Consider the following 21,938-nt stretch of genomic DNA (forward strand, 5'->3'; position numbering starts at 1 on the left):
ACCTATGCCTGTTGCACCTGTGACCCAGACGCCACCGCCCACGTCCATCCACACCGGGACCACCACGGATCCGAGCGCGCGAAAGCAGACCCTCGATGGTGAAGTGTTCCTCCGCCTGCTGGTGACGCAGCTGACCAACCAGGATCCCTCGAGCCCCATGGACACGAACGCGATGATCTCGCAGACGACCGAGCTGGCGATGATGGAGCAGATCACGGCGCTCACGAACACGAGCAGCGAGGCCTTCGCGCTCAATATGCGTCAGGCAGCCACAGCCATCATCGGCCATGAGGTCTCGTACAAGGGACCCGACGGCGCCACGATCACGGGGATCGCCACGAAGGTCTCCTTCGACGGGCCGATCCCGCTCGTCACCGTCGGCGGCAAGTCCGTCTCGCTGGACGCGCTCACCGCCATCACCTCCACCACGCCCACGGCCGACGCGCCGGCCGCCTGATCACCGACCTTCCCAGAAAGAGAACCGCACATGCTCCGTTCGCTCTACTCCGGAATCTCCGGTCTCCGTTCGCACCAGACCATGCTCGATGTCACGGGCAACAACATCGCCAACGTCAACACCGCAGGCTTCAAGGGCTCCTCGGTCCTGTTCCAGGATTCGCTCTCGCAGATCATCGGGAACCCCGGAATCCCCGCGGACCAGGTCGGCGGACGCAACCCCTCGCAGGTGGGTCTCGGCGTGCAGGTCGGCGCCGTGCGCACCAACTTCGCTCAGGGCGCCCCGCAGTCCACGGGCCGCGGCGGTGACCTGATGATCGCCGGCGACGGCTTCTTCGCAGTCCGCGCCGGCGGCGAGACGCTCTACACCCGTGCGGGTGGCTTCACCTTCGACGCACGCGGTCAGATGGTCACCGCCGACGGTGCGATCGTGCAGGGGTGGACGGCCCAGGATGGCGTCGTCGACAGCGGGCAGATCCCCGGCAACATCACGCTGCCGCTGGATGCGGTCTCCGCAGCACGGGAGACGACGAACGCTGCGGTCACCGGCAACCTCCCGTCGACGGCCGCGGTGGGCGATGAGCTCATCCGCGATGTCACCGTGTACGACGCGCAGGGTGCGGCCACGACGCTCAGCCTCGTCTTCACGCGCACTGCGACGGGCTGGAACGTCGCCGAGCCGAACAGCGGCGCCACCGGCTCGCTCAGCTTCACTGACGGCAAGCAGGCGGCTCCCGGGCTGACCCTCACCGCCGGGAGCATGTCGATCGACCTCACCGCCGTCACCGGCTACGCCGACCTCAGCACGGTGGCGATCACCGAGCAGGACGGCACCGCCGCAGGAACGCTCAAGTCGTACGCCGTGACCAGCGACGGATCGATCGTCGGCACCTTCAGCAACGGTCAGACCGAGACCCTCGGCAAGGTCGCGATGGCCACCTTCGCCAACCCGGAGGGACTTGAGAAGGCCGGTGGCACCGCCTACCGCATCTCCGTGAACTCGGGCGCGCCCCAGTACGGCGAGGCCGGTCAGGCCGGGTTCGGCAGCCTGGTCTCGGGTGCGCTCGAGATGAGCAACGTCGATCTCTCTCAGGAGTTCACCAACCTGATCGTCGCGCAGCGGGGTTTCCAGGCGAACGCGCGCATCATCACCACGAGCGATGAGGTGCTGCAGGAGCTCACCAACCTCAAGCGCTGACGCCCATCCGTCACCGGCGCCCCCGACGCCTGACCGCGCCCGTCCTGGTTACCCAGGACGGGCCGGGTCGCGATAGTCGGAAGCGACACCCCTACCCCCTTCCGGAGTTCCCTCGATGATCATCGTCACCCGCCTCGACCACACCCGGTTCGCGGTCAACCCCGACCTGATCGAGCGCGTGCACGAGGCCCCCGACACCACGCTGCATGTGGTCGGCGGACGGGTCTACGTCATTCAGGAGTCCCTGCCTGCGCTGATCGACCTCATCGTCGAGTACCGGGCGCGCGTCCTCGCGAGCGCGCAGACACTTGCGCAGCACCAGCAGCAGCAGTCGGAGGCGTGAGCATGGATCCCGCATTCCTCATCGGCATCGTCATCGCCTTCGGCGCCCTGGTCGCGATGATCAACCTGGAGGGCGCGAGCATCACCGCGCTGCTCCTGCCTGCCCCGATGATCCTCGTCCTCGGATCGACCATCGGCGTCGGCATCGCCAGCCACACCATGCGAGACACGATCACCGCCGTCACGAGCCTCGGCCGCATGGTGCGGGGGCCGAAGACGACGCCCGCTGCCGTGATCCCCTTCCTCGTCGGCTATGCGGAGCGCGCCCGCGCAGAGGGCCTCCTGTCGCTGGAGCAGGAGCTCGATGGCGCGCCCGACGCCTTCACACGCAATGCTCTCCAGGCTCTCGCCGACGGTGCAGACGCCGAAGACATGCGCATGGTGATGGAGGACGAACTGTCCGCGGTCGCCACTCGCAACCGCGTTGCCTCCAAGTTCTTCTCCTCCCTCGGCGGCTACGCGCCGACCATCGGCATCGTGGGCACCGTCGTCTCTCTGACGCACGTCCTGGAGAAGCTCGACGAGCCCGACCACCTCGGACCGATGATCGCCGCAGCGTTCGTCGCGACCCTGTGGGGGCTGCTCTCCGCCAACTTCATCTGGAACCCCATCGCGGGTCGACTCGGCCGCATCGGCGCGGTCGAGATCGAACGCATGACCCTCGTCATCGAGGGGACGCTCGCGATCCACTCCGGTAATCCTCCGCACCTCGTGCAGGAGCGGCTGGACGCGCTGTGCAGCCAGAAGCCGAAGCAGAAGAAGCAGAAGGCGCCTGTCGTCGAGGACGAGCAGTGACCGCAGTCCGCCGGGGCAGGCGTGCCCTCGATGACGACGGCCACGACGAGCCCGACGAGCGATGGGCCGTGTCCTACGCCGACATGGTCACGGTGCTCATGTGCCTGTTCATCGTGATGTTCGCGGTGTCGACCATCGACAAGGGCAAGTTCGAGCAGCTCGCCAACAGCCTCGCCGCGGGCTTCGGGCAGGAGGACACCGGCAAGGGAGCCGACACCACCGAAGGTCTCGTGATCCCCCCGGAGATGGTGGACGAGAACGGGGTCGAGGATCTCACGGAACGGGCCGCCGCCGAGTACGAGTCGCTCGAAGAGCTGCGCGACCAGATGTACAACGCACTGGCCGCGCAGGGTCTCCAGGACACCGTGGCGTTCGTGATCGACGAGCGCGGCCTGAAAGTCGGGCTGGTGGGCGCGGAGACGTTCTTCGACAACAACAGCACCGACCTCACCCCCAAAGCGGACGCCGTGCTCAACGCCATCGGCGACGTCCTCGTCGGCGTCGACAACGAGGTCAGCGTGGAGGGCCACGCCGACCACCGTGTCGCCGCGACGCCCTTCGCGACGAACTGGGAGCTGTCCGGCGGGCGGGCGACGCAGGTGGCGCGCTTTCTCGTCGAGCATGAGGGTGTCGCCGGACCCCGTGTACGAGCGACGAGCTTCTCCGACACCCGTCCTGTCGTCCAGGGCGACACGATCGAAGCGCTCGCGAGCAACAGACGCGTCGACATCGTCGTCGAATCCACCGAGGAGGAGCGCGTGCGCGCTCTCATCCCCGCGCTGTCCGGCGCCCCCGTGAAGGGCTGACCCGTGACCGCCACGTACCAGGAGGCCGACATGATCGCATCGAGTGTGCTCGACGACCCCGCGAAGCGCTATCCCGCGTATGACTTCAGCCGTCCCGCGCAGCTGGGGCGCGACAGCACCCGCCATCTCGAGGCGGCTTTCGAGGCGTTCGCCCGACTGTGGTCCTCGCAGCTGACCGCCAAGGTGCGCGTCCGCACGCACATCACGCTGGAGAGCGTGGCCCTCACCTCCCACGAGGAGTACGCGCAGACGCTTCCGTCGACCACGGCGATGATCGCCGGATCCTTCGCCGACCGCGATGAGCCGTGCGTGATCCAGTTCGGTCTCGACAGCGCGCTGCTCTGGGTGGTGCAGATGATGGGCGGGAAGAGCACGACCCTTCCGGAGTCGCGCACCTTCACGCCGATCGAGCACGCGCTGGTTCGCCATCTGATGGATGAGACGCTGGAGCACCTCTCGTCCAGCCTCGGCACTCTGCTGCCGGGAGACTGCGTCTTCGCCGGGGTGCACTACAACCCGCAGTACATGCAGGTCATCTCCGCGGCGGCCCCGGTCGTCGTCGCCCGCTATGCGATGCGTCTGGGCGAGATCGACACGGTCGCCACCGTGATGCTCCCCGTGTCCGCGATCGTGGATCGCCTCACCGAGACGAGCGGCGACACGGGCGCCGCGCACAGCGCCGAGCAGACTCTGGAACAGCTGCGCGCCACGCCGCTCGACATCACGCTGCGCCTCGCGCCGCTGACGATCGGCGCCGGAGAGATCCTCGAACTCGCTCCCGGCGACCTGCTGCGCCTTCCGCATTCCGAGACCACACCGTTCGAACTCATGGCAGGATCCGCCCCGATCGCGCGAGCGACCGCGGGGGCGCGCGGGTCGCGCCTCACCTGCCAGATCACCAGCATCCACGAGGAGACCACCCGATGAGCACCTTCCAGGAGACCGCAATCGCCGCTGCCATCGCAGGCAAGCTGCCCTTCAGCGTTCCGGTGATCCCCAGCGTCTCCACCGACCCGAGCGCCGTGGGAACGGCCGTCGCCGTCACCTTCACTGGCACGCCCGGGGCGCGTCTGGCGATCCAGATCGCCGACCCCACGGCCCTCGCAGACGGGTCTGCGGAGGCGGTCCTCGCGGATCGGCTGCACCCGATCTTCGAAGCCGCGGTGGTCGTGCTCGGTACCGGAGCTCTCAGCGACGCCGAAGAGGTTGACGCCGCGGAGTTCTTCACGGCGTCGGGCACTCAGATCTTCGACATCGTCGCTGAGGACGGCACCGTCATGGCCCGTGCGGCGGTGCGCATCGATGATGAGCGTCGTCGCAGCGGGTCGTCGGGCCCGATGCGGCTGAACCGCATCGCCGGCGTCGAGATGGAGCTGGTCGTGGAGATCGGCCGCACGCGGATGCCCGTCCGTGACGTGCTCACACTGGAGCCCGGCCGCGTCGTCGAACTCGATCGTGCTGCCGGATCCCCGGCCGACATCGTGCTCAACGGTCGCCTCATCGGCCACGGCACGGTGGTCGTCGCGGACGGCGATTTCGCGATCCGTGTCGAGCGCATCCTCGACGGCGCGCAGGACATCTGAGCCATGGACGAGATCCTGGTCGTCGTCCGGGTCGTCGTCTCGCTGGCGGCGGTGCTCGGCCTCATGCTGTGGCTGGGGCGACGGCTGCAGAAGGGGCAGAACACGCGGAACAACCCACTCGCCGGTCTCGTGCCTGCGAAGCTCGCGGAGCGTTTCGTCCCCTCCGGGCCGGCCCGCCCGCGGGCGCGAGCGCAGGCAGCGGAGAAGATCACGGTCGTCGCCCGTGCCGGTCTCGGTGGACGGGCGCAGCTCGTCGTCGCGGAGTTCGGCGGCGTTCGCTACGTTCTGGGCGTCACCGAGCGGGATATCCAGGTCGTGGACACCCTGGGTGTTCCCGCGGAGGTCTCGGCAGAGCAGCCCGCGGAGGCCATCGTGACCGCCACCCCGGACGTCGTGGGGGAGCGTCGCGCCGCCCGCCTCGCCCGCTTCGAAGGCATCGCCGCCGCTGCCCGGCAGTAGTCCCTCCACGAGTGACCTGCGCCCTCCGGTTACGGGGCGCGCCGCTCCTCGCGATAGTTGCCTGCGAGCACGGATTGCTCGCACCCTCGGCTACGGATCGGCCACGTCACCCTACTCCGGAGCGTCGCTTTGCCCTCATCCGTGCCCGCCGCCGCTGCTGTTGCGCTCACGCGCCGGCGCCTGTGGTCACTGATGGCGATCGCCGGGGGAATCGTCGCGGTGTCCGTGCTGACGTCCGCCGGCGGGGCCTACGCCGCCGAACCGCTGGCCGTGCCGGACGGAGAAGGCGTCACGATCAACGGGGTCAACGGGACACCCTCCGACAGCATTCTCACGGTGCTCGGGATCACGGTGCTCAGCGTCGCCCCTGCGCTGCTGCTGATGATGTCGAGCTTCACGAAGATCTTCGTCGTCCTGGCGCTCACCCGCAACGCGCTCTCGCTGCCGTCGATCCCTCCGAATCAGGTCCTCGCCGGTCTCAGTCTGTTCCTGACGCTGTTCATCATGTGGCCGGTGCTCGTGGACGTGAATCAGATCGCCGTGGCTCCGTTCACCGCGGGGCAGATCGATTTCGGTCGCGCCTTCGATCTCGCTCAAGCCCCGCTCAAGGAGTGGATGCTCGGCTTCACCCGCGAAGAAGACATCGCGCTCATGTATCGCGCGGCGCAGATGGAGAACCCCGCGGATGCCTCGAGCATCGAGCTGTACACGCTCGTGCCGGCCTTCATGCTCAGTGAACTGCGTGCGGCCTTCCTCATCGGCTTCATGATCTTCGTGCCGTTCCTCGTCATCGACCTCGTGGTGGCCAGCGCCCTCATGTCGATGGGAATGATGATGCTCCCGCCGGTGATGATCTCCCTCCCGTTCAAGATCCTGCTGTTCCTGCTCGTCGATGGGTGGGGGCTGGTCGTCACGGCGCTCGTGCAGTCCTACGGAGGTGCCCGATGACACCGGAGGCGGTCATGGACATCGGCCAGTCGGCGCTGATCCTCGCCGCGAAGCTCTGCGCGCCACTGCTGATCACCGCGCTCGTCGTCGGATTCGCGATCTCGCTGCTGCAGTCGATCACGCAGGTGCAGGAGATGACCATGTCGTTCGTGCCGAAACTGATCGCCGTCGGCATCGCGCTTCTGGTCTGCGGTCACTGGATGATCTCGGAGACGGTGACCTTCACGCACGAGATGTTCGAGCTGATCCCGCGCCTGCTGAACGGCGGCTGATGTTCATCCCGATCGATTTCCTCTGGCTGGAGGCCACCGCGCTGGCCTGTGCACGGATCACCGCGTTCCTCGTCATCGCGCCGCCGTTCAACCACTCGACGATCCCCACGCGGATCAAAGCGATGCTCGGGGTCGCCCTCGCCCTCGCCGTCTCACCGACCGTCAGCGTCGGCTACACGCAGCTGGACACCGGAGCCTTCATCCTGGCGCTCATCGGCCAGGTGATCACGGGAGCGCTGCTGGGCTTCCTCGTGATGGCGCTGTTCAGTGCCATCCAGGGCGCAGGTCACCTCATCGACACGTTCGGTGGCTTCCAGATGGCGCAGGCGTTCGACCCGGGAATGGTGATCAACGGCGCGCAGTTCACCCGCCTGTTCCAGATGACGGCGATTCTGCTGCTCTTCGCCTCCGACGGATACCAGCTCGTGCTGGGCGGGATGTTCCGCTCCTTCGATGCCGTGCCGGTCAGCGGAATGATCGACCTCACGAAACCCGCCGATGCGCTTCTGGGTGCGGCCGGGCAGATGATGCTCAGCGCCGTCCAGATCGCGGGGCCCCTGCTGATCGTCCTCTTCCTCGCGGACGTGGGCCTCGGCCTCATCACCCGCGTCGCACCCGCCCTCAACGCGTTCGCCATGGGCTTCCCGATCAAGATCGGCCTGACCCTGCTCCTGGCCGGCTTGGTCTACGCCGCGTTGCCAGGAATCGTCGGCGCGCTCGCAGAAGATGCGGCTCGACTGCTCATGGGGGTGGTCTCATGAGCGGAACCGACAGCGGGGAGCGTACCGAGAAGGCGACCGCCCAACGGCTCCAGGAAGCGCGCAAGAAGGGGCAGATCGGACGCAGTCAGGACTTCACGGCCTGGGTCTGCATTGCCGCGGCCGCCATCATGACGCCGCTGACGATCGCGAATGCGAGCCAGGTGCTCACCGGACAGGTTCTCGACGTCGCCGCGGTCGCGAAGAACCCCACCCCGGGGAGCGTGATCGACGCCCTCAGCGCGGCGATCTCCTCCATCGGAGGCATCCTGCTGCCGTTTCTGGCGGTGGTCCTCCTGGCGACGACCGCGACCGCGGTGGCGCAGGGCGGGATCCACCTGCGCAACGTTCCGCTGCGGGGAGAGCAGTTCAACATCGTTGCGGGGCTGATGCGCGTCTTCGGAAAGCAGGCGCTCTGGGAGGGCGTCAAGGCACTGCTGAAGACGCTCGCGATCGGCGCAGCCCTCTGGATCGTCGTGTCCAACCTCGTACCGGTGCTGATGGCGAGCGGCAGTCACAACATCACCTGGCTGCTCGAGCAGGCCGGCGGCGGTGTCGCGGCCCTTCTCCAGGTAGCCGTGGTCGTCGGCATCCTCCTCGCCGCGGCAGACGTCGCCGTCGTCATGAAGCGCAACCGCAAGCACACGCACATGACGAAGCAGGAGGCGAAGGACGAGCACAAGAAGAGCGAGGGCGACCCGCTCGTGCGCTCCCAGCGGCGCTCCCGACAGCTCGCTCTGAGCCGCAATCGCATGATCGCGGCGGTCGGCGACAGCGACGTGGTGCTCGTGAACCCGACGCATGTCGCCGTCGCCCTGCGCTACGAACCGGGCAAGTCCGCCCCGCGCGTCGTGGCGAAGGGCGCGGGGATCGTGGCGCAGAAGATCCGGGAGCGTGCGGAGGAGGCCGGCGTGCCGATGGTCCGCGACATCCCGCTTGCCAGAGCCCTGCACTCCGCCTGCGAGGTGGGGCGGGAGATCCCGGAGGAGCTCTACACGGCTGTGGCGCAGGTGCTCGCTTTCATCGAGCACCTCAAGCGCCGCGGATCGGCACGAGGGACCCACACGATGAGCACCGCGGGCGTCCCCAGGACTTGAGACGAGCACATGCGAATGAAGATGAGAAGGCGAGACGGATCGTGAGACAGCTCCTGTTGAAGGCTGCGGTGCCGGTGGGCGTCGTGGGCATCATCCTTCTGCTCATCGTGCCGATTCCGGCGGGGCTGCTGGACGTGCTCATCGTCCTCAACATCGCCTTCGCGCTGCTGATCCTGTTGACCGCGATGTTCGTCAAACGGCCGTTGGACTTCTCGGTGTTCCCGAGCCTTCTGCTCGTGGCGACGCTGTTCCGGCTCGGGTTGAACGTCGCATCGACCCGGCTTGTCCTGAGCGAGGCGCATGCCGGTCAGGTGATCCAGGCGTTCGGGCAGATCACGATCAGCGGCTCGCTCGTGATCGGCGCCGTGATCTTCCTGATCCTCACGGTCATCCAGTTCGTCGTCGTGACCAAGGGTGCGGAGCGTGTGGCGGAAGTCGGGGCACGATTCACCCTCGACGCGATGCCGGGCAAGCAGATGGCGATCGACGCCGACCTCAACGCGGGCCTGATCACGGAAGAGGAGGCGCGCAAGCGTCGCGCGGACGTCTCAGCGGAGGCCGACTTCTACGGCGCGATGGACGGTGCGTCGAAGTTCGTCAAGGGCGACGCGATCGCCGGCATCGTGATCGTGGTGATCAACTTCGTCGGCGGCATCATCATCGGCATGGTGCAGCACGGCATGGAGGCCGACGAGGCGCTCTCCACGTACAGCATCCTGACGATCGGCGACGGACTCGTCACACAGATCCCGGCGCTGCTCATGGCGGTCGCCACGGGCATGATCGTCACCCGCGAGAACGCGGAATCGGAGATGGGGCAGTCGGCGAGCCGCCAGCTGATGCAGTCCCGCAACGCCCTGCTGATCACGGGCCTGGCAGCCGTCTCGATGGGATTCATCCCCGGCATGCCGATCCTGCCGTTCCTACTCATCGGGGCCGCGCTTCTGTTCGCGGCGTCCCGGGTCACCGCGAATGCGGCGAGAGAGTCCGAGGACAAGCTGGACGCGGAGATCCGCTCCAGCGAATCCGCGGCCGAGGGGCCAGAGGAGCTGATGGATCGGATGCGCGTGCACGCACTCGAGATCTCGCTCGCGCCCGACATCGTCGACCTCGCCGCCGGGGGCTCCGGCGACCTGCTCACCCGGGTCAAGTCCCTGCGCCGCAAGCTCGCGATCGAGATCGGCTTCCTCATGCCGCCCGTGCGCACGCGCGACAACATCGACCTCCCGTCCGAGAGCTACGCGATCCTCATCGCCGGTGTCGAGGTCGGCCGAGGGACGGTTCCCCGTGGTCACCTCCTGGCGATCGGCTCAGGGCTCGAGCACCTTCCCGGCAGCTCTGTCACGGATCCGGTCTTCGGGCTGGAGGGCAAGTGGATCCCGGTGGAGATGTCGCATGCGGCCGACCTTGCCGGCGCCGCCGTGATCGACCGCGCCAGCGTGATCATCACCCATCTCTCCGACATCGTGCAGGCCCATGCCGATCGGCTGCTCTCACTGGAGGACGTGCGCCAGCTCACCGAGCACCTCAAGCAGACGCATCCGACCGTCGTCGAGGAGCTCACCCCGGCGACGATGAGTCTCGCCGCCATCCAGCGTGTTCTCGCCGGTCTGCTCGCGGAGCGCATCCCGATCAACGATCTGGCGCGCATCTATGAGGCGCTGGCGCTGCGGGCGAAGACGTCGACGGAGACCGCGGCGCTGATCGACGCCGCGCGCGCCGTGCTCGGGCCGGCGATCTCCGCGCGCTTCGCCCGAGACGGGCGCCTGCGCGTCGTCATGTTCGACCCGGGGCTCGAGCAGCAGCTGCTGGAGGGCATGCGGGTGTCTGACGGCGCGGCGCAGATCGTCCTCGCGCCGGACACGACTCTGCAGCTTCTGGAGAGCGTGCGCACGACGATCAGCACGCTGGATCACACCGGCTCTGACCCCGTTCTGGTCTGCGCCCCCTCCATCCGCCAGGCCGTGCGCAAGCTGATCGGCGCTCAGGCCGGGGGGATCGCCGTGCTCTCCTACGAGGAGGCCGCCGCCGGCGGGCACGCCACCGATGTGGTGGGGGTCGTGCGGCTCGTGCAGTCGGCTCTCCCCAGCGCCTGAGCGGAGTCACGCGCTTCAGGCCGCATGGGTAGACTCCTGAGCGGGAAGCGCGCAGACGCGCACACAGCCATGGAAGGCGGACGAACACATGCTTGTGCTCACTCGACGTGTGAATGAGAGCATCAAGATCGGCGAGGACATCACGGTGACCGTGCTGGCCGCCGGACCCGGCGGGGTCCGGATCGGGATCGATGCACCCCGCGACCGGCGGATCAACCGGGCGGAGATCATTCAGGCGGTCGTCGATGCGAACCGTGAAGCAGTGCATTCGTCCTCCGACGACGTGGCGCAGGACGTTCTTCGCAGCGTTCTCGCGCGGCCTAATCGATAGAGGCATTTCTGTCAATGGGGACTAATCCCCGGAAAACCGAGTTACTGGCGTACTGAATACCGCGATAGTCAACTACGGCGGGGATTTCTTACTGAACTGGGACGGATGAGGTGACCACCGTGGCCGCTCATGAACTGAGCATGCAACTGATGCGAGAGCGCGAGATGCTCGAGCTGCTGCTCTTCAAGCTCGATGTGCAGCAGATGCTTGTCGCTACCGGGCGAAACCGCTGGGTGCAGCACGCAGCGAACGAGGTCGAACGCGTCCTCGCGGCGATGCCCGCCACCGCGATCACGCGCGACACCCTCGTCGTCGCGGTCGCCGACGAGTGGGGTGTGCCGGAGGCGACTTCTCTGCGCGAGCTCATCGACGCGGCACCGACCGACGCGTGGCGAGAGATCTTCACCGGCCACCTGGAGGCGCTCCTCGCCCTGGCTGCGGAGATCACCGAGATGAAGGCGATCAATGAGCAGCGTCTGCGCACGGCGCTTCGGATCGTCCAAGAGACCATCGCCGCGCTGGACAACTCCACCGGTGAGTACGACCCGTCAGGAGAAGTGATCCGCCCCAGCGGATCGCACATCCTCGACACGCGAGCGTGAGGTAACTGTGTCTTCTTTCGCGGGAATCCGCCTCGCCCAGTCGGGCCTCACGGCGGCAAAGGCCGGGATGAACGTCACCGGTCAGAACATCGCCAACCAGACGACCCCCGGCTACACGCGCCAGCGCATCGAGCAGAGCCCTCTGTTCGCGACCGGGCCGGGTGTCGGCTCCGGCGTGAATGTCACCGGGATCAGCCGGCTCGGTGACGCGGTCCTCGACGCACGTGTGCGAGACGCACTGGGCTCCTCCGGCTTCTGGGCCGCCCGTGCGACCTCCGCTCTGCAGGCGGAGGCGGTGATGGCTGAGCCGACGAAGGACGGCCTCGCCGCGAACATGGATCGCTTCTGGTCAGGATGGTCCGACCTCGCGAACGCGCCGGAGCCCGCTGCGGCGCAGGTCGTCCTCACGAACGCCGAAGTGCTCATCGGGCAGATCGCCGCAGGCTATGAGTCCATCGCCGGTCAGTGGTCCGCGCTCCGGAGCCAGGTCGATCGCCAGGTCGCCGACGTCAACGCGATGGCGGGTGAGGTCGCCGCGTTGAACGGCGAGATCCGCACTGCTCTGCAGTCCGGTCGCAGCGCGAACGAGCTCATCGACCAGCGGAACGTCCTCGCGCAGCAGCTGTCTTCGGCGATCGGTGCCAAGGGCACGGTCGAAGCCGACGGCACGCTGACGATGCGTGTGGATGGCAACCCGCTCGTCGCCGGTGACATCGCGAGAAAGCTGACCGCTGAGGGAGTGACCAACATCGCCGACGGCGGCCGGATCACGGTCTCCTGGGCGGATCGTCCCGGAGTTCCCGTCGCTGTCACCGGAGGCTCCATCGGCGGCACCATCAGCGCGCTCGCCCCGGCCGCAGACGGCGGCACGCTGGCGCGGGTGGCCGATGCCTACAACCGAACGGCGACCGAACTGGCGTCCGCCGTCAACGCGATTCACGCCACGGGCGTCACATCGACCGGTGTCGCAGGCGGCGCGTTCTTCGCGCTGAACGCCTCGGGCCCTGCAGCCCTCGGTCTGAGCGTCGTGCCGACGTCGCTGGACGAGCTGGCGCTGGCGGCTCCCGGCGCCGGTGCCCTGGACACCTCGATCGCCGACAAGATCGCGACCATCGGCAAGTCCGACACCGGACCCAGCAAGACCTGGTCGAGCTTCGTGACCGGTTTCGCGGTGTCGGTGGGCGGCGACGTGCAGCGCGCCGATTCGGCCGACGCGGGCGCGATCGCCGCGGTCACCGCACAGCAGTCGAACGCCTCCGTGGACGGCGACGAGGAGACGATCAACCTCCTGACGTACCAGACCGCCTATCAGGCGGCGGCGCGAGTGCTCACCGCGATGGATGAAGCGCTGGACGTTCTGATCAACCGCACCGGCCTCGTGGGTCGCTAGGCATTCGGGGAGAGATCATGATCGGACGAGTCACAAGCACCACGATGGCGGAGCAGACGCTGCGCACCCTGCAGTCGAACCTTGCGGAACGCGACCGCATTCAGAACCAGGCTACGTCGCAGCGCGCGTTCAGCAGGCCCAGCGAAGATCCGACCGGCACCGCCACGGTGCTGGGCGTGCACGGCGAGCAGGCCCGTACGGCGCAGTACGCGCGCAACATCAGCGACGGCCTGGCCTGGGTGACGACGGTCGATACCGCACTCGGCGCGAGCGTCGAGCTGCTCAACCGCGCACGGGACCTCGTCGCGCAGGGGGCGAACTCCGGCGCGATGAGCATGCCGGCACGAGAGGCGATCGCCGCCGAGCTCGAGAGCATAGCCACCGAGCTGCTGTCCCAGGCCAACACGACGGTGCTCGGACGCAGTGTCTTCGCCGGAACCAGCGATGCCGGACGCGCCTTCGAGGCGGGGACCTTCACGTTCAACGGTGCCGCCGGGAGTGGCGTGCAGCGTCGCATCAGCGATACCGACACCGTGCGGGTGGACAGCGATGGTGCGCAGGTCTTCGGCGAGGGCGCGAACAGCGTGTTCGCGCTTCTGGCCGACATCGCGGGGGAGCTTCGCGGCGGGCAGGAGGTCGGTGTGCGTCTCGGCGACATCGACGACCGGCTCACCTCCATGATCGCGGCGCGCGGCACGACCGGCGCGCGCCAGGCCCAGATCGAACGGGCATCCGCGCAGAACCTCTCGGTCTCCATCGATCTCGAAGCCCAGCGCACCGAGGTCGAGAATGTCGACAGCTTCGAAGTGCTCGTGCGGCTCCAGTCCGCGGAGCTCGTGTACCAGTCCGCCCTGCAGGTCACCGCGCGGAGCCTGCAGACCAACCTGATGGAGTTCCTGCGATGACCGTCGCCCTGAACGTCGCGTTCGTCGCCTCCCCTCCGGGACTGAGCCCGTACACGGCATTCACCCTCGATCCGATCGAAGGTGCCGACGGCCTCTACGCGCTGCGCTCGCAGGAGCAGGATGACGTGCGTCTCTACGTGCTCGACCAGACCGGGGGGCGTTCCGGCTACGCGCCGCACGTGGGCGGGACGATCCGTGCCGAGATCGGCGCGGAAGATCCTGAGGATGTTCGTCTCTTCGTCGTTGTGAACCCGACGGAGAGCGGCGTCTTCGTCAACCTCCGCGCCCCGATCATCATGCACCGTGAGAGCGGACGAGCCTCGCAGATCATCCTGGAAGATGAGAGCTACTCCTTCCGGGAGCCGCTGACCGCCTGACCTCGGCCGGGCTCTAGGGGCTCCGGGGTCACCTTTCCGCAGTCGCAACATCTGCGGGCAAAGAACCCGTATCCTCTCAAGCATGCGGGGCAGGGCACTGATGCTCGGGCCCGCCGGCCTCATGCGACCCGACATGGCGGCCAGTGTCGCTGTTGCGTGCCCGAGGGATCTTCTCTCGGGTGCGGACACCATGGATGGTGAATCATGAGCACGACGATCGAACCCCGCGAGAAGAAGACCGCGGAGTCTCGCATCAGCAGGACCGAGTTCGTCCAGCGGGCTGCCCGGCGGGCGAAGCTCCCGGTCCGCACGATGCAGGCGGCGTACGACGCCCTGACCGAGGAGATCATCGACCTCGTGAAAGCGAAGAACCGCGTCACGCTCACGGGCTTCGGGCGCTTCTATCAGCAGCCCCACAAAGGGCATCTGGCGCAGGCCAGCCCGGGGGAGAAGGGCAGTTCGACCACCCGTGTTCCCGACTACGTCGTCCTCAAGTTCTCGGCGACGCGCGATGCCAACAGAAGGCTGTCGATGACGGACGAGGAGGCGGCGGCGGAACTGCTGCAGAAGCGCCGCCCTGTGCAGAGAAAGACGGCTGCGGCAGGAGGCCAGGAAGGCTGAGGAGCAGCGTCGCTCTGATTCGCCACACCGGGCATGCGACCCTTGCTCCGGCGCTCGCCGCACTGCTAACCTGAGTGTGCGCTGAGAGCGATGGCCGCAGGAAGCGCACGTGGGTGGTTTGGGGGAATCGCTCGCTGGGGATTTGTGTACAAATCGAAGGGACCAGCGATGCAGACCTCCACGCGAGATCAGTGGATCATCGACAGCATTCCGCTTGTGGGATATCTGGCCCGTACGGTCTCGGGTCCGGTGTCGTCGCCCCACCGCGAAGCTCTGACGACGGCAGGCGCGCTCGCGCTGGTCGGTGCGGCGGACTCCTTCGATCCCGCACGCGACGCCTCCTTCACAGCGCACGCGCAGTCCCGCATCCTCGCTGCCTTCGCCACGGTCGCACGGGATGCGGAAGTCGCATCACTCGAGCTCCGGATGCCCGCGGCCGCGACGCCGGGAGCTGCTGATGTCCTCGGCGCGACGCTGGGGCGGCCGCTGACGGTCACCGAGGTGGCGATGGTGCTGGGCGTCGACGCGGTGGCTCTCCGCGAGCCCACGGATGACTCCGGCCGCGTCACCGTCTCGTTCGAGGACGATGCGGCGCGTCAACTCCTCGTCAGCGGCATGATCTCACCGGAGGTGGCTGCGGAACTGGATGCCGCCGAAGGGCGGCTTCGCGGCGCTCTCGATGCTCTTCCCGAGCGGCTGGCACACGTCATGCGGGGCCTCTACTTCGAGGGCCGTACGGCGGCGAGTCTCGCGGAGGAGCGGGGCGTGGGAATCGCGGACGTGCTGCAGGAGCGCGCGCAGGCGTTGCGGGTGCTCCGCGGCACGGTGGCGGCGCGTTCGGATGACGACGCCGCAGTGCAGCTCGACGGGGAAGCAGCCCCTGTCGCGCCCGCCAAGGAGGCGCACTACAGCCAGATCGCTCAGCGCGGTCGGCACCTGGCGCAGTCGCTGTTCCCGCAGCGTTCGCCGGCGTAGCGGCCGCTGCGCAGCCTCGTCGCTCAGGCGAGATTCTTGAGAGCTTCTCTGCGCGAAAGCGGGGAGAGGTCGGGGTGCTGTGCGACGAACGTGCGCACCCATGCGGGATCGGTCTTGGCGTACTCTCGCAGCGCCCAACCGATCGCTTTGCGAAGGAAGAACTCGCTCTCGCGGATGTTCGCCTCGATGGTGTCGGTCAGCAGAGCCCTGTCGGTGCGGGACTTTCGTCCCAGCTGCGAGATGATCGCCGCGCGTCGCATCCAGAAGTCAGCGTCATCCGCCCAGACGCGCATCTCCACAGCCATCACGTCCGGGTGTGCGTCGAGCAGCTCCGCCAGTCGGTGGGCGGTCTCATCGACGTGATCCCACCAGCCACCCGCGCGGATCATCTCCTCGTGCACCGGCAGCAGGTCGAGGTCTCCGCGCAGTGACCGCGCGGCCAGAAGTGCCTGCGCGGCGTAGCGCTCCTCGCGATGCGTGGCCGTGCGCCACAGCGACAGGGCGGCGCCGCGCAGCACCTGCGCATCCGCGTGCCCCTTGGCACATGCGCGGGCGATCGCCCGCACCTCAGGGACGCGCACACCGAGGAACGGCATCGTCGACTTCATGTACGCCTGCTGGCCGGGAGCACGCTCCGGATCCGCAGCCGCGCGCAGCGCATCGCGGATGTCTGCCGCGAGAGCGGCGGCGGGGTCGTGGCTCACGGGGCGATTCTAGGGTGCGGTGGCGGAGGGGACACATACGTCGTCAGGATGACCGGGATCAGTCCGCCGCCCGATGACCGGAAGCGGCGCCGGTTCCTACCGTGGAGATCATGCCCATATCTTCGCTCTCCCTCCGCCGTTCCCTCCCGCTGCTCATCGCGGCAGCGCTCGCCGTGCTCGTTCTGCTCGTCCCGGTTCCGGGAAGTCTCAGCGTCATCGGAACGCGTGAGCTCGCCTCTCTCGGCGCGGTCGTGCCGCACGTCGAGCTCGTGTGAGAGGTCCTCCTGGTGTTGCTTGCTCTCGCGACGGTGGCGAGCGTGACGCTGGCGTGGTTTCGGACTCCTGCGCGTCGACCGTCGCTCGCGGCGGGCGTGGCAGGCGTGGGTGTCGCCTACGCGGCGAGCGAGGCGCTGAAGATCCTCTTCACGCAGCCACGTCCCTGCAGTCGTTGGCCGATCGCCGCGGAATGCCCGCCCCCGGGGGACTGGTCACTTCCGTCCAATCACGGGACTCTGGCATTCGCCGCCGCGGTGGTGATCGCATTTGCCGCTGGGCGGAGCTGGGCGTCCTGGGCTGCCGTGGTGCTGGCTGTCCTGGTGGCGCTCGGACGCGTGGCCCAGGGGGTGCACTACCTGCATGATGTCGCCGCGGGTGCGTTCCTCGGGCTTGTGGTCACAGCGGGTGTCGCTCTCGCGGTCGGACGTCGAGACCGCGTGCGTTCGTCCTCTGAGCACAGGCCGTAGGGATGCGAGAGGGGCTCGGCAGCCGAAGCTGCCGAGCCCCTCTCGCGGACGGTGATCAGATCAGCTGCGTGCGCGGTCTCCACGGCCGACGATGAGGCCGTAGATGAGCAGAACCACGATCGCGCCGCCGATGGCAAGCAGCCAGGTGGACAGATCCCAGAACTCCTCGAGCCCAACACCGAAGATCATGCTGCCGAGCCACCCTCCGAGCAGTGCACCGACGACGCCGAGCAGCAGTGTGATCAGCCATCCGCCGCCCTGTTTGCCGGGGAGGATGAGCTTGGCGATCGCTCCGGCGATCAGCCCGAGCAGAAGAAAAGCGAGGAAACCCATGTTGCGCTCCTTGATGTCGTGAGCCCTGGGATGCGGGGCTTCGAGAGGTCCATTCTCTGCGCCGGGGGAGCGAGCGACAACGCCCTTGCGCGGCGAGGGAAACGTGCGCTAATAGAAGAGGCCCACCCCGTCGCCAGGGTGGGCCTCTTCGAGAAATGTCAGATCACTCGCTGCCGCGAACGATCGCGATGATGCGCAGAATCTCGACGTACAGCCACACAACCGTGACCATGATGCCGAAGGCGCCCATCCAGCCGTACTTGCGGGGAGCGCCGTTGCGCACGCCCTGCTGGATCTGGTCGAAGTCCATGACCAGCGAGTACGCGGCCATGAAGACGACCAGCACGCCGATGATGAGACCGAGCGGGATGCCGAAGATCTCCTGGCTGAGAAGGCCGAAGGCCTGACCGGCCGGCAGGACGCCCGTCCACATGAGGACGAGGTTGACGACGGAGAAGACCAGGTAACCGATCATCGCGATCATGACGATCTTCGTCATCTTCTTCGACGCACGGACCTTGCCGCTTGCGAAGAGCGCGAGGGTGACACCGACGACCGAGAGGGTCGCGAGCGTCGCCTGCATGACGATGCCGGGCCACATGACCTCGAAGAACGCCGAGATCGCGCCGACGAACAGACCCTCAAGCGCCGCGTAGGCGAAGATGAGCGCGGGGCGCACCTTCTTGCGCGAGGTGAAGGTGATGACCATGGCGAGCACGAAGCCGCCGAGCGCGCCGATCATCCAGGGCAGCATGGACGCGCCGCGCGCGGGGTCGAGCTGCAGTCCACCGAGGGTCCAGACCCATCCGACGGCGGCGGTGACAAGCAGGATCGCGAACAGACCAGCGGTCTTCCACACCGTGTCCTCGACCGTCATGCGGTCGGTCTCGAGAGCGCCTGCGGACGGAGCGGCGTACATGCCGTCGAGCTGCGCGTTCAGCGCAGCATCCACCGTCTGGTGCGACGCGGACGCCGCCTGGGTCTGAGCGCCGTAGCCCTGCTGCGACGCGGTGCCGGGGTAGGTCGCGACATTGCGCGGATCCTGGAACGCCGGGTTGTTGAAAGCGGGGTTGTTGAGTGCCATGGCCTCATACTCCAAAGTGATCGCAACGGTTGCGGTGACACCAGACTAGCGGCGCAACCCTTTGAATGGGGTGTTCTACGCTGAGAGCGTGCCTCGCAGATCTCCGCTCGTCATCGGTCATCGCGGTGCTCCGGGATATCGGCCGGAGCACAGCCGGTCCTCGTACGAGCTGGCGCTGGCCATGGGGGTCGATGCCGTCGAGCCTGACGTCGTCGCCACGCGCGACGGAGTGCTCGTCGTACGGCACGAGAACGAGATCTCCGGCACCACCGACATCGCCGACCACCCCGAGTACGCCGATCGCCGCACGACGAAGAAGATCGACGGCGTCTCGCTGACGGGCTGGTTCACCGAGGACTTCACCTGGGACGAACTGTCGGTGCTGCTCTGCCGCGAGCGTCTGCCCGAGATCCGGCCAGAGAGCGCCTCTTTCGACGACACTCAGCCGTTGCTGCGTCTCACGGACCTGCTCGACCTGGTGCGCGAAGGGTCGCTTGCCCACGGACGAGAGATCGGCGTCATCCTGGAGATCAAGCATGCCACCTACTTCGCGAGCATCGGCCTCGATCTCGCACCCTTGATCGAGCGCGATCTGCGTACCGCAGGCTGGGCCGACGGCGAGCATCCGCTCACGATCGAGGCGTTCGAGTCGACCGTGCTCGCAGATCTTCGCGCCCGCAGCATCCCGGCCAGCTACATCTATCTGATCGAATCGACTGGCAAGCCCTTCGACCAGGTCGCGCAGCACGGCCGCGCCGCCCTCACATACGCGGCGACCGTGTCGCCGCGGGGACTGGATGCGCTGGTCGGCGTCGTCGACGGCATCAGCGTGAGCAAGCGGATGCTGCTGAAGCGCGGACGCACGCTTGTCGACGACGCGCACGCTCGGGGGCTGCGCGTTTTCACCTGGACGGCCCGACCCGAGAACGCGTTCCTCGCCGGCGACTATCGAGCTCTCGGCGGCAAAGGGGCGTTCGGTGACTACGAAAGCGAGTGGGAGGCGATCGCGCGGACCGGTATCGACGGCGTGTTCGTGGACCACCCGGATCTCGGAGTCGCGTTCTTCCGCGAATGATCCACAGCCATCCGCGCGATGTCACCCGCATGTGGTTAGGTGTGGGGCATGCCGTCAATCTCTGCGCAGGGAGTCAGCCGCGCCTTCGGGAGCGTCCAGGCCGTTCGTGACGCGAGCTTCGTCGCGAACGAGGGGCGCATCACGGGGCTGATCGGGCCGAACGGGGCAGGCAAGACGACGCTCCTGCTCATGCTGGCGTCGCTCCTCGCACCCGACACCGGATCGATTCGGATCGGCGATGTCGATCCGATGGAAGACCCTTCCGCCGCGCGCGGCCTTATCGGCTGGATGCCCGACGCTCTCGGGGCCTGGCCCTCGCTGACGGCGCGCGAGACACTCGTGACGACCGGACGCCTGCACGATCTGAGCCGAGAAGAGGCTCAGGCGCGTGCCGCCGAGCTCGTCACGCTCGTCGGACTCGACGAACTCGCCGATCGCCCTGCGCGCGTGCTCTCACGCGGACAGAAGCAGAAGCTCGGTCTGGCGCGCGCCCTTGTCGCGCGTCCGCAGGTGCTCCTGCTCGACGAGCCCGCCTCGGGTCTGGACCCGATGGCCCGGGTACAGCTGCGTGTGCTGCTTCGTCAGCTGGCGGATGAGGGCTGCACGATCCTCGTGTCCAGCCACGTGCTCAGCGAGCTGGAGGAGCTTGTCGACGATGCAGTGTTCCTTGTCGCGGGAAGCGTGGTCGATGCCGAGGCATCCGCCGTCCGTGCCCGCGAGTGGCGGGTGCGCACGGTCGGTGAACCGCTCACCGCGGAGCAGGTCTCTCTCGTTCTGACGACGACGGTCTCCCGCATTCGCCTGGATCGGGGCGCTGTGCTCGTCACGCTCGCGGGGGAGCAGGAGGCGGCGGATGCGCTGCGTGCACTCATCGCGGCCGGCCTTCCGATTGTCGAGTTCGCGCCCGCACAGGGCGAACTCGAAGACCGATTCCTCACTCTGGGCGGAGGTGCCGCATGAGCATGCAGCGCGTGATGACGATCGTCCGACTGGAGCTGACGCAGCGTCTGCGGAGCGTGGCGTGGTACGTGCTGCTCGGCGTCTTCGCGGTGGTGCTGATCGGGGTCACCGCGTTGTCCCTGATGATCTTCTCCGGGGTGGACGAGCCGGGTGCCGGCGTCTACTCGGTCGTCGTCAACATCGTGCTGCTTCTGGTGGTTCTGATCTCGCCGACGCTCAGCGGCAACGCCATCAACGGCGACCGGGAGAACGCGACTCTCGCCGCCGTGCAGGTCACGAGGGCCACGACCGGTGAGATCGTCTTCGGCAAGCTGCTGGCAGCGGTCGTCACGGGCTCGGCGTTCCTCGTCGTGGCGATCCCGTTCCTGATCTTCGCCATGCTCACCGGCGGAGTCTCACCGCTGACCGGCTTCGTCTCCGTGCTGGTGCTGCTGGCCGAGATCGTCGTTGTCGCGGCGATCGGCGTGGGATTCAGCGGCGTGCTCGCACGTGGCTTGTTCTCCGTCGCGGCGACCTACCTCGTCGTCGCCGCCTTCGTGCTCGGCACGCTCATCGTGTTCGGCCTCGGAGGTGCGGCTCTCCGTTCTGAGGTCACGTCGCAGTCGCGACCGTACACGGAGAGCGGCCCCGATTGCGAGCGCTGGGAGACGTACACGCATGAGGTGCCCCGCTTCGATCGGGTGTGGTGGGTGCTCGCTGCGAACCCGTTCGTCGTGCTGGCAGACGCGACGCCCGTGGAGTTCTCTCGTGACGGCTATCCGGTCGACCTGTTCGGCCAGATCAAGCTCGGCGTGCGCGCAGCGCAGCAGGCGCCCGAGTTGGAAACGCGATGGGATGACTGCGAAACAGGCTGGCGCGTCGATCAGAACTGGGAGACGCCCCAGGAGATCATCGAGGGCAGCGCTCCGAGCTGGTTCGTCGGACTCGCCCTGCAGGGTGTCGTGGCGGGGCTGCTGATGTTCGGGGCCGTGCGGCGGACCGACACCCCCGCGAAGCGACTCCCGCCGGGGACGCGCATCGCCTGATCT

The 21,938-nt window shown here is 67.6% G+C and carries 28 protein-coding genes; 25 read left to right on the forward strand and 3 right to left on the reverse strand.

Features of this window, described 5'->3' with window-relative positions; genetic code table 11:
- Positions 1 to 4: 4 nt before the first annotated feature.
- The 20 genes from JOD62_RS10585 (at position 5) to JOD62_RS10680 (ending at position 16,011) form a co-directional block, all read left to right on the forward strand.
- Positions 5 to 457, forward strand: a complete 453-nt coding sequence (locus tag JOD62_RS10585) for a flagellar hook assembly protein FlgD (protein WP_204939256.1) — start codon at positions 5 to 7, stop codon at positions 455 to 457.
- 30 nt (positions 458 to 487) lie between these two features.
- On the forward strand, positions 488 to 1,654 hold the full coding sequence (locus tag JOD62_RS10590; protein WP_204939257.1) for a flagellar hook protein FlgE: 1,167 nt from the start codon (positions 488 to 490) through the stop codon (positions 1,652 to 1,654).
- Between the two features lie 115 nt (positions 1,655 to 1,769).
- Positions 1,770 to 1,997, forward strand: coding sequence for a flagellar FlbD family protein (locus JOD62_RS10595; protein WP_204939258.1), 228 nt, complete (start codon positions 1,770 to 1,772; stop codon positions 1,995 to 1,997).
- A 2-nt stretch (positions 1,998 to 1,999) separates the two neighbouring features.
- On the forward strand, positions 2,000 to 2,791 hold the full coding sequence (locus tag JOD62_RS10600; RefSeq protein WP_204939259.1) for a motility protein A: 792 nt from the start codon (positions 2,000 to 2,002) through the stop codon (positions 2,789 to 2,791).
- The gene (locus tag JOD62_RS15110) at positions 2,788 to 3,597 is read left to right on the forward strand and encodes an OmpA/MotB family protein (protein ID WP_271171509.1); all 810 of its coding nucleotides are present in this window, start codon (positions 2,788 to 2,790) and stop codon (positions 3,595 to 3,597) included. The genes JOD62_RS10600 and JOD62_RS15110 overlap by 4 nt, the downstream gene beginning before the upstream one ends.
- A 3-nt stretch (positions 3,598 to 3,600) precedes the next feature.
- Positions 3,601 to 4,524: a flagellar motor switch protein FliM gene (locus JOD62_RS10610; RefSeq protein WP_204939260.1), complete on the forward strand. Its 924-nt coding sequence runs from the start codon at positions 3,601 to 3,603 to the stop codon at positions 4,522 to 4,524.
- Positions 4,521 to 5,180: a FliM/FliN family flagellar motor switch protein gene (locus JOD62_RS10615; protein WP_204939261.1), complete on the forward strand. Its 660-nt coding sequence runs from the start codon at positions 4,521 to 4,523 to the stop codon at positions 5,178 to 5,180. Before JOD62_RS10610 ends, JOD62_RS10615 begins: the two co-directional genes overlap by 4 nt.
- A gap of 3 nt (positions 5,181 to 5,183) precedes the next feature.
- A complete protein-coding gene (locus tag JOD62_RS10620) occupies positions 5,184 to 5,639 on the forward strand; it encodes a flagellar biosynthetic protein FliO (RefSeq protein WP_204939262.1) in 456 nt (151 codons plus the stop codon).
- A gap of 192 nt (positions 5,640 to 5,831) precedes the next feature.
- On the forward strand, positions 5,832 to 6,587 hold the full coding sequence (fliP, locus tag JOD62_RS10625; RefSeq protein ID WP_204940166.1) for a flagellar type III secretion system pore protein FliP: 756 nt from the start codon (positions 5,832 to 5,834) through the stop codon (positions 6,585 to 6,587).
- On the forward strand, positions 6,584 to 6,859 hold the full coding sequence (fliQ, locus tag JOD62_RS10630) for a flagellar biosynthesis protein FliQ (protein ID WP_204939263.1): 276 nt from the start codon (positions 6,584 to 6,586) through the stop codon (positions 6,857 to 6,859). The genes fliP and fliQ overlap by 4 nt, the downstream gene beginning before the upstream one ends.
- A complete protein-coding gene (locus JOD62_RS10635; protein ID WP_204939264.1) occupies positions 6,859 to 7,620 on the forward strand; it encodes a flagellar biosynthetic protein FliR in 762 nt (253 codons plus the stop codon). Before fliQ ends, JOD62_RS10635 begins: the two co-directional genes overlap by 1 nt.
- Positions 7,617 to 8,714, forward strand: coding sequence for an EscU/YscU/HrcU family type III secretion system export apparatus switch protein (locus tag JOD62_RS10640; protein WP_204939265.1), 1,098 nt, complete (start codon positions 7,617 to 7,619; stop codon positions 8,712 to 8,714). The genes JOD62_RS10635 and JOD62_RS10640 overlap by 4 nt, the downstream gene beginning before the upstream one ends.
- A gap of 41 nt (positions 8,715 to 8,755) precedes the next feature.
- A complete protein-coding gene (locus JOD62_RS10645) occupies positions 8,756 to 10,810 on the forward strand; it encodes a flagellar biosynthesis protein FlhA (protein WP_204939266.1) in 2,055 nt (684 codons plus the stop codon).
- A gap of 88 nt (positions 10,811 to 10,898) precedes the next feature.
- The gene (gene csrA, locus JOD62_RS10650; protein ID WP_204939267.1) at positions 10,899 to 11,141 is read left to right on the forward strand and encodes a carbon storage regulator CsrA; all 243 of its coding nucleotides are present in this window, start codon (positions 10,899 to 10,901) and stop codon (positions 11,139 to 11,141) included.
- Positions 11,142 to 11,281: 140 nt separating this feature from the next.
- On the forward strand, positions 11,282 to 11,743 hold the full coding sequence (gene flgN, locus JOD62_RS10655) for a flagellar export chaperone FlgN (RefSeq protein WP_239526641.1): 462 nt from the start codon (positions 11,282 to 11,284) through the stop codon (positions 11,741 to 11,743).
- A 7-nt stretch (positions 11,744 to 11,750) separates the two neighbouring features.
- Complete coding sequence (gene flgK / locus JOD62_RS10660) at positions 11,751 to 13,133, forward strand: flagellar hook-associated protein FlgK (RefSeq protein WP_204939269.1); 1,383 nt, start codon at positions 11,751 to 11,753, stop codon at positions 13,131 to 13,133.
- Positions 13,134 to 13,150: 17 nt separating this feature from the next.
- Positions 13,151 to 14,038: a flagellin N-terminal helical domain-containing protein gene (locus JOD62_RS10665; protein WP_239526642.1), complete on the forward strand. Its 888-nt coding sequence runs from the start codon at positions 13,151 to 13,153 to the stop codon at positions 14,036 to 14,038.
- Positions 14,035 to 14,415 carry a flagellar assembly protein FliW gene (locus JOD62_RS10670; RefSeq protein ID WP_204939270.1) on the forward strand — a complete coding sequence of 127 codons (381 nt, stop codon included), beginning with the start codon at positions 14,035 to 14,037 and terminating at the stop codon, positions 14,413 to 14,415. The genes JOD62_RS10665 and JOD62_RS10670 overlap by 4 nt, the downstream gene beginning before the upstream one ends.
- Before the next feature lie 204 nt (positions 14,416 to 14,619).
- Positions 14,620 to 15,036, forward strand: coding sequence for an HU family DNA-binding protein (locus tag JOD62_RS10675; protein ID WP_204939271.1), 417 nt, complete (start codon positions 14,620 to 14,622; stop codon positions 15,034 to 15,036).
- Between the two features lie 168 nt (positions 15,037 to 15,204).
- Positions 15,205 to 16,011: a sigma-70 family RNA polymerase sigma factor gene (locus JOD62_RS10680; protein WP_204939272.1), complete on the forward strand. Its 807-nt coding sequence runs from the start codon at positions 15,205 to 15,207 to the stop codon at positions 16,009 to 16,011.
- 23 nt (positions 16,012 to 16,034) lie between these two features.
- Here the strand turns inward: JOD62_RS10680 and JOD62_RS10685 are convergent, their stop codons facing one another.
- The gene (locus JOD62_RS10685) at positions 16,035 to 16,715 is read right to left on the reverse strand and encodes a DNA alkylation repair protein (RefSeq protein WP_204939273.1); all 681 of its coding nucleotides are present in this window, start codon (positions 16,713 to 16,715) and stop codon (positions 16,035 to 16,037) included.
- 110 nt (positions 16,716 to 16,825) lie between these two features.
- Between JOD62_RS10685 and JOD62_RS10690 the strand changes: the two genes are divergently transcribed.
- A complete protein-coding gene (locus tag JOD62_RS10690) occupies positions 16,826 to 16,990 on the forward strand; it encodes a hypothetical protein (protein WP_204939274.1) in 165 nt (54 codons plus the stop codon).
- Between the two features lie 12 nt (positions 16,991 to 17,002).
- Positions 17,003 to 17,458 carry a phosphatase PAP2 family protein gene (locus tag JOD62_RS10695; RefSeq protein ID WP_204939275.1) on the forward strand — a complete coding sequence of 152 codons (456 nt, stop codon included), beginning with the start codon at positions 17,003 to 17,005 and terminating at the stop codon, positions 17,456 to 17,458.
- Positions 17,459 to 17,518: 60 nt separating this feature from the next.
- Here the strand turns inward: JOD62_RS10695 and JOD62_RS10700 are convergent, their stop codons facing one another.
- Together JOD62_RS10700 and JOD62_RS10705 are read right to left on the reverse strand one after the other, a co-directional pair.
- Positions 17,519 to 17,791, reverse strand: coding sequence for a GlsB/YeaQ/YmgE family stress response membrane protein (locus JOD62_RS10700; RefSeq protein WP_204939276.1), 273 nt, complete (start codon positions 17,789 to 17,791; stop codon positions 17,519 to 17,521).
- Between the two features lie 163 nt (positions 17,792 to 17,954).
- Positions 17,955 to 18,875: a Bax inhibitor-1/YccA family protein gene (locus JOD62_RS10705; protein WP_204939277.1), complete on the reverse strand. Its 921-nt coding sequence runs from the start codon at positions 18,873 to 18,875 to the stop codon at positions 17,955 to 17,957.
- Between the two features lie 88 nt (positions 18,876 to 18,963).
- Between JOD62_RS10705 and JOD62_RS10710 the strand changes: the two genes are divergently transcribed.
- From JOD62_RS10710 to JOD62_RS10720, 3 genes are read left to right on the forward strand one after another with little or no spacing between them, the layout of a single operon-like run.
- On the forward strand, positions 18,964 to 19,950 hold the full coding sequence (locus JOD62_RS10710) for a glycerophosphodiester phosphodiesterase family protein (RefSeq protein WP_204939278.1): 987 nt from the start codon (positions 18,964 to 18,966) through the stop codon (positions 19,948 to 19,950).
- Between the two features lie 48 nt (positions 19,951 to 19,998).
- Complete coding sequence (locus JOD62_RS10715) at positions 19,999 to 20,910, forward strand: ABC transporter ATP-binding protein (RefSeq protein WP_204939279.1); 912 nt, start codon at positions 19,999 to 20,001, stop codon at positions 20,908 to 20,910.
- Entirely contained in the window at positions 20,907 to 21,935 is a 1,029-nt protein-coding gene (locus JOD62_RS10720) for an ABC transporter permease (RefSeq protein ID WP_204939280.1), read from the forward strand. Before JOD62_RS10715 ends, JOD62_RS10720 begins: the two co-directional genes overlap by 4 nt.
- Positions 21,936 to 21,938 lie beyond the last annotated feature (3 nt).

The sequence above is a fragment of the Microbacterium keratanolyticum genome, from assembly GCF_016907255.1.
Taxonomy (GTDB): Bacteria; Actinomycetota; Actinomycetes; order Actinomycetales; family Microbacteriaceae; genus Microbacterium; species Microbacterium keratanolyticum.

What these genes read in the sequence shown, in the direction of transcription:
- JOD62_RS10585 (WP_204939256.1), top strand. Translation starts at nt 5, where the DNA reads ATGCCTGTTGCACCTGTGACCCAGACGCCACCGCCCACGTCCATCCAC.
- JOD62_RS10590 (WP_204939257.1), top strand. Translation starts at nt 488, where the DNA reads ATGCTCCGTTCGCTCTACTCCGGAATCTCCGGTCTCCGTTCGCACCAG.
- JOD62_RS10595 (WP_204939258.1), top strand. Translation starts at nt 1,770, where the DNA reads ATGATCATCGTCACCCGCCTCGACCACACCCGGTTCGCGGTCAACCCC.
- JOD62_RS10600 (WP_204939259.1), top strand. Translation starts at nt 2,000, where the DNA reads ATGGATCCCGCATTCCTCATCGGCATCGTCATCGCCTTCGGCGCCCTG.
- JOD62_RS10615 (WP_204939261.1), top strand. Translation starts at nt 4,521, where the DNA reads ATGAGCACCTTCCAGGAGACCGCAATCGCCGCTGCCATCGCAGGCAAG.
- JOD62_RS10620 (WP_204939262.1), top strand. Translation starts at nt 5,184, where the DNA reads ATGGACGAGATCCTGGTCGTCGTCCGGGTCGTCGTCTCGCTGGCGGCG.
- fliP (WP_204940166.1), top strand. Translation starts at nt 5,832, where the DNA reads ATGGCGATCGCCGGGGGAATCGTCGCGGTGTCCGTGCTGACGTCCGCC.
- fliQ (WP_204939263.1), top strand. Translation starts at nt 6,584, where the DNA reads ATGACACCGGAGGCGGTCATGGACATCGGCCAGTCGGCGCTGATCCTC.
- JOD62_RS10635 (WP_204939264.1), top strand. Translation starts at nt 6,859, where the DNA reads ATGTTCATCCCGATCGATTTCCTCTGGCTGGAGGCCACCGCGCTGGCC.
- JOD62_RS10640 (WP_204939265.1), top strand. Translation starts at nt 7,617, where the DNA reads ATGAGCGGAACCGACAGCGGGGAGCGTACCGAGAAGGCGACCGCCCAA.
- csrA (WP_204939267.1), top strand. Translation starts at nt 10,899, where the DNA reads ATGCTTGTGCTCACTCGACGTGTGAATGAGAGCATCAAGATCGGCGAG.
- flgN (WP_239526641.1), top strand. Translation starts at nt 11,282, where the DNA reads ATGCAACTGATGCGAGAGCGCGAGATGCTCGAGCTGCTGCTCTTCAAG.
- JOD62_RS10665 (WP_239526642.1), top strand. Translation starts at nt 13,151, where the DNA reads ATGATCGGACGAGTCACAAGCACCACGATGGCGGAGCAGACGCTGCGC.
- JOD62_RS10670 (WP_204939270.1), top strand. Translation starts at nt 14,035, where the DNA reads ATGACCGTCGCCCTGAACGTCGCGTTCGTCGCCTCCCCTCCGGGACTG.
- JOD62_RS10675 (WP_204939271.1), top strand. Translation starts at nt 14,620, where the DNA reads ATGAGCACGACGATCGAACCCCGCGAGAAGAAGACCGCGGAGTCTCGC.
- JOD62_RS10680 (WP_204939272.1), top strand. Translation starts at nt 15,205, where the DNA reads ATGCAGACCTCCACGCGAGATCAGTGGATCATCGACAGCATTCCGCTT.
- JOD62_RS10690 (WP_204939274.1), top strand. Translation starts at nt 16,826, where the DNA reads ATGCCCATATCTTCGCTCTCCCTCCGCCGTTCCCTCCCGCTGCTCATC.
- JOD62_RS10700 (WP_204939276.1), bottom strand. Translation starts at nt 17,791, where the DNA reads ATGGGTTTCCTCGCTTTTCTTCTGCTCGGGCTGATCGCCGGAGCGATC.
- JOD62_RS10705 (WP_204939277.1), bottom strand. Translation starts at nt 18,875, where the DNA reads ATGGCACTCAACAACCCCGCTTTCAACAACCCGGCGTTCCAGGATCCG.
- JOD62_RS10715 (WP_204939279.1), top strand. Translation starts at nt 19,999, where the DNA reads ATGCCGTCAATCTCTGCGCAGGGAGTCAGCCGCGCCTTCGGGAGCGTC.
- JOD62_RS10720 (WP_204939280.1), top strand. Translation starts at nt 20,907, where the DNA reads ATGAGCATGCAGCGCGTGATGACGATCGTCCGACTGGAGCTGACGCAG.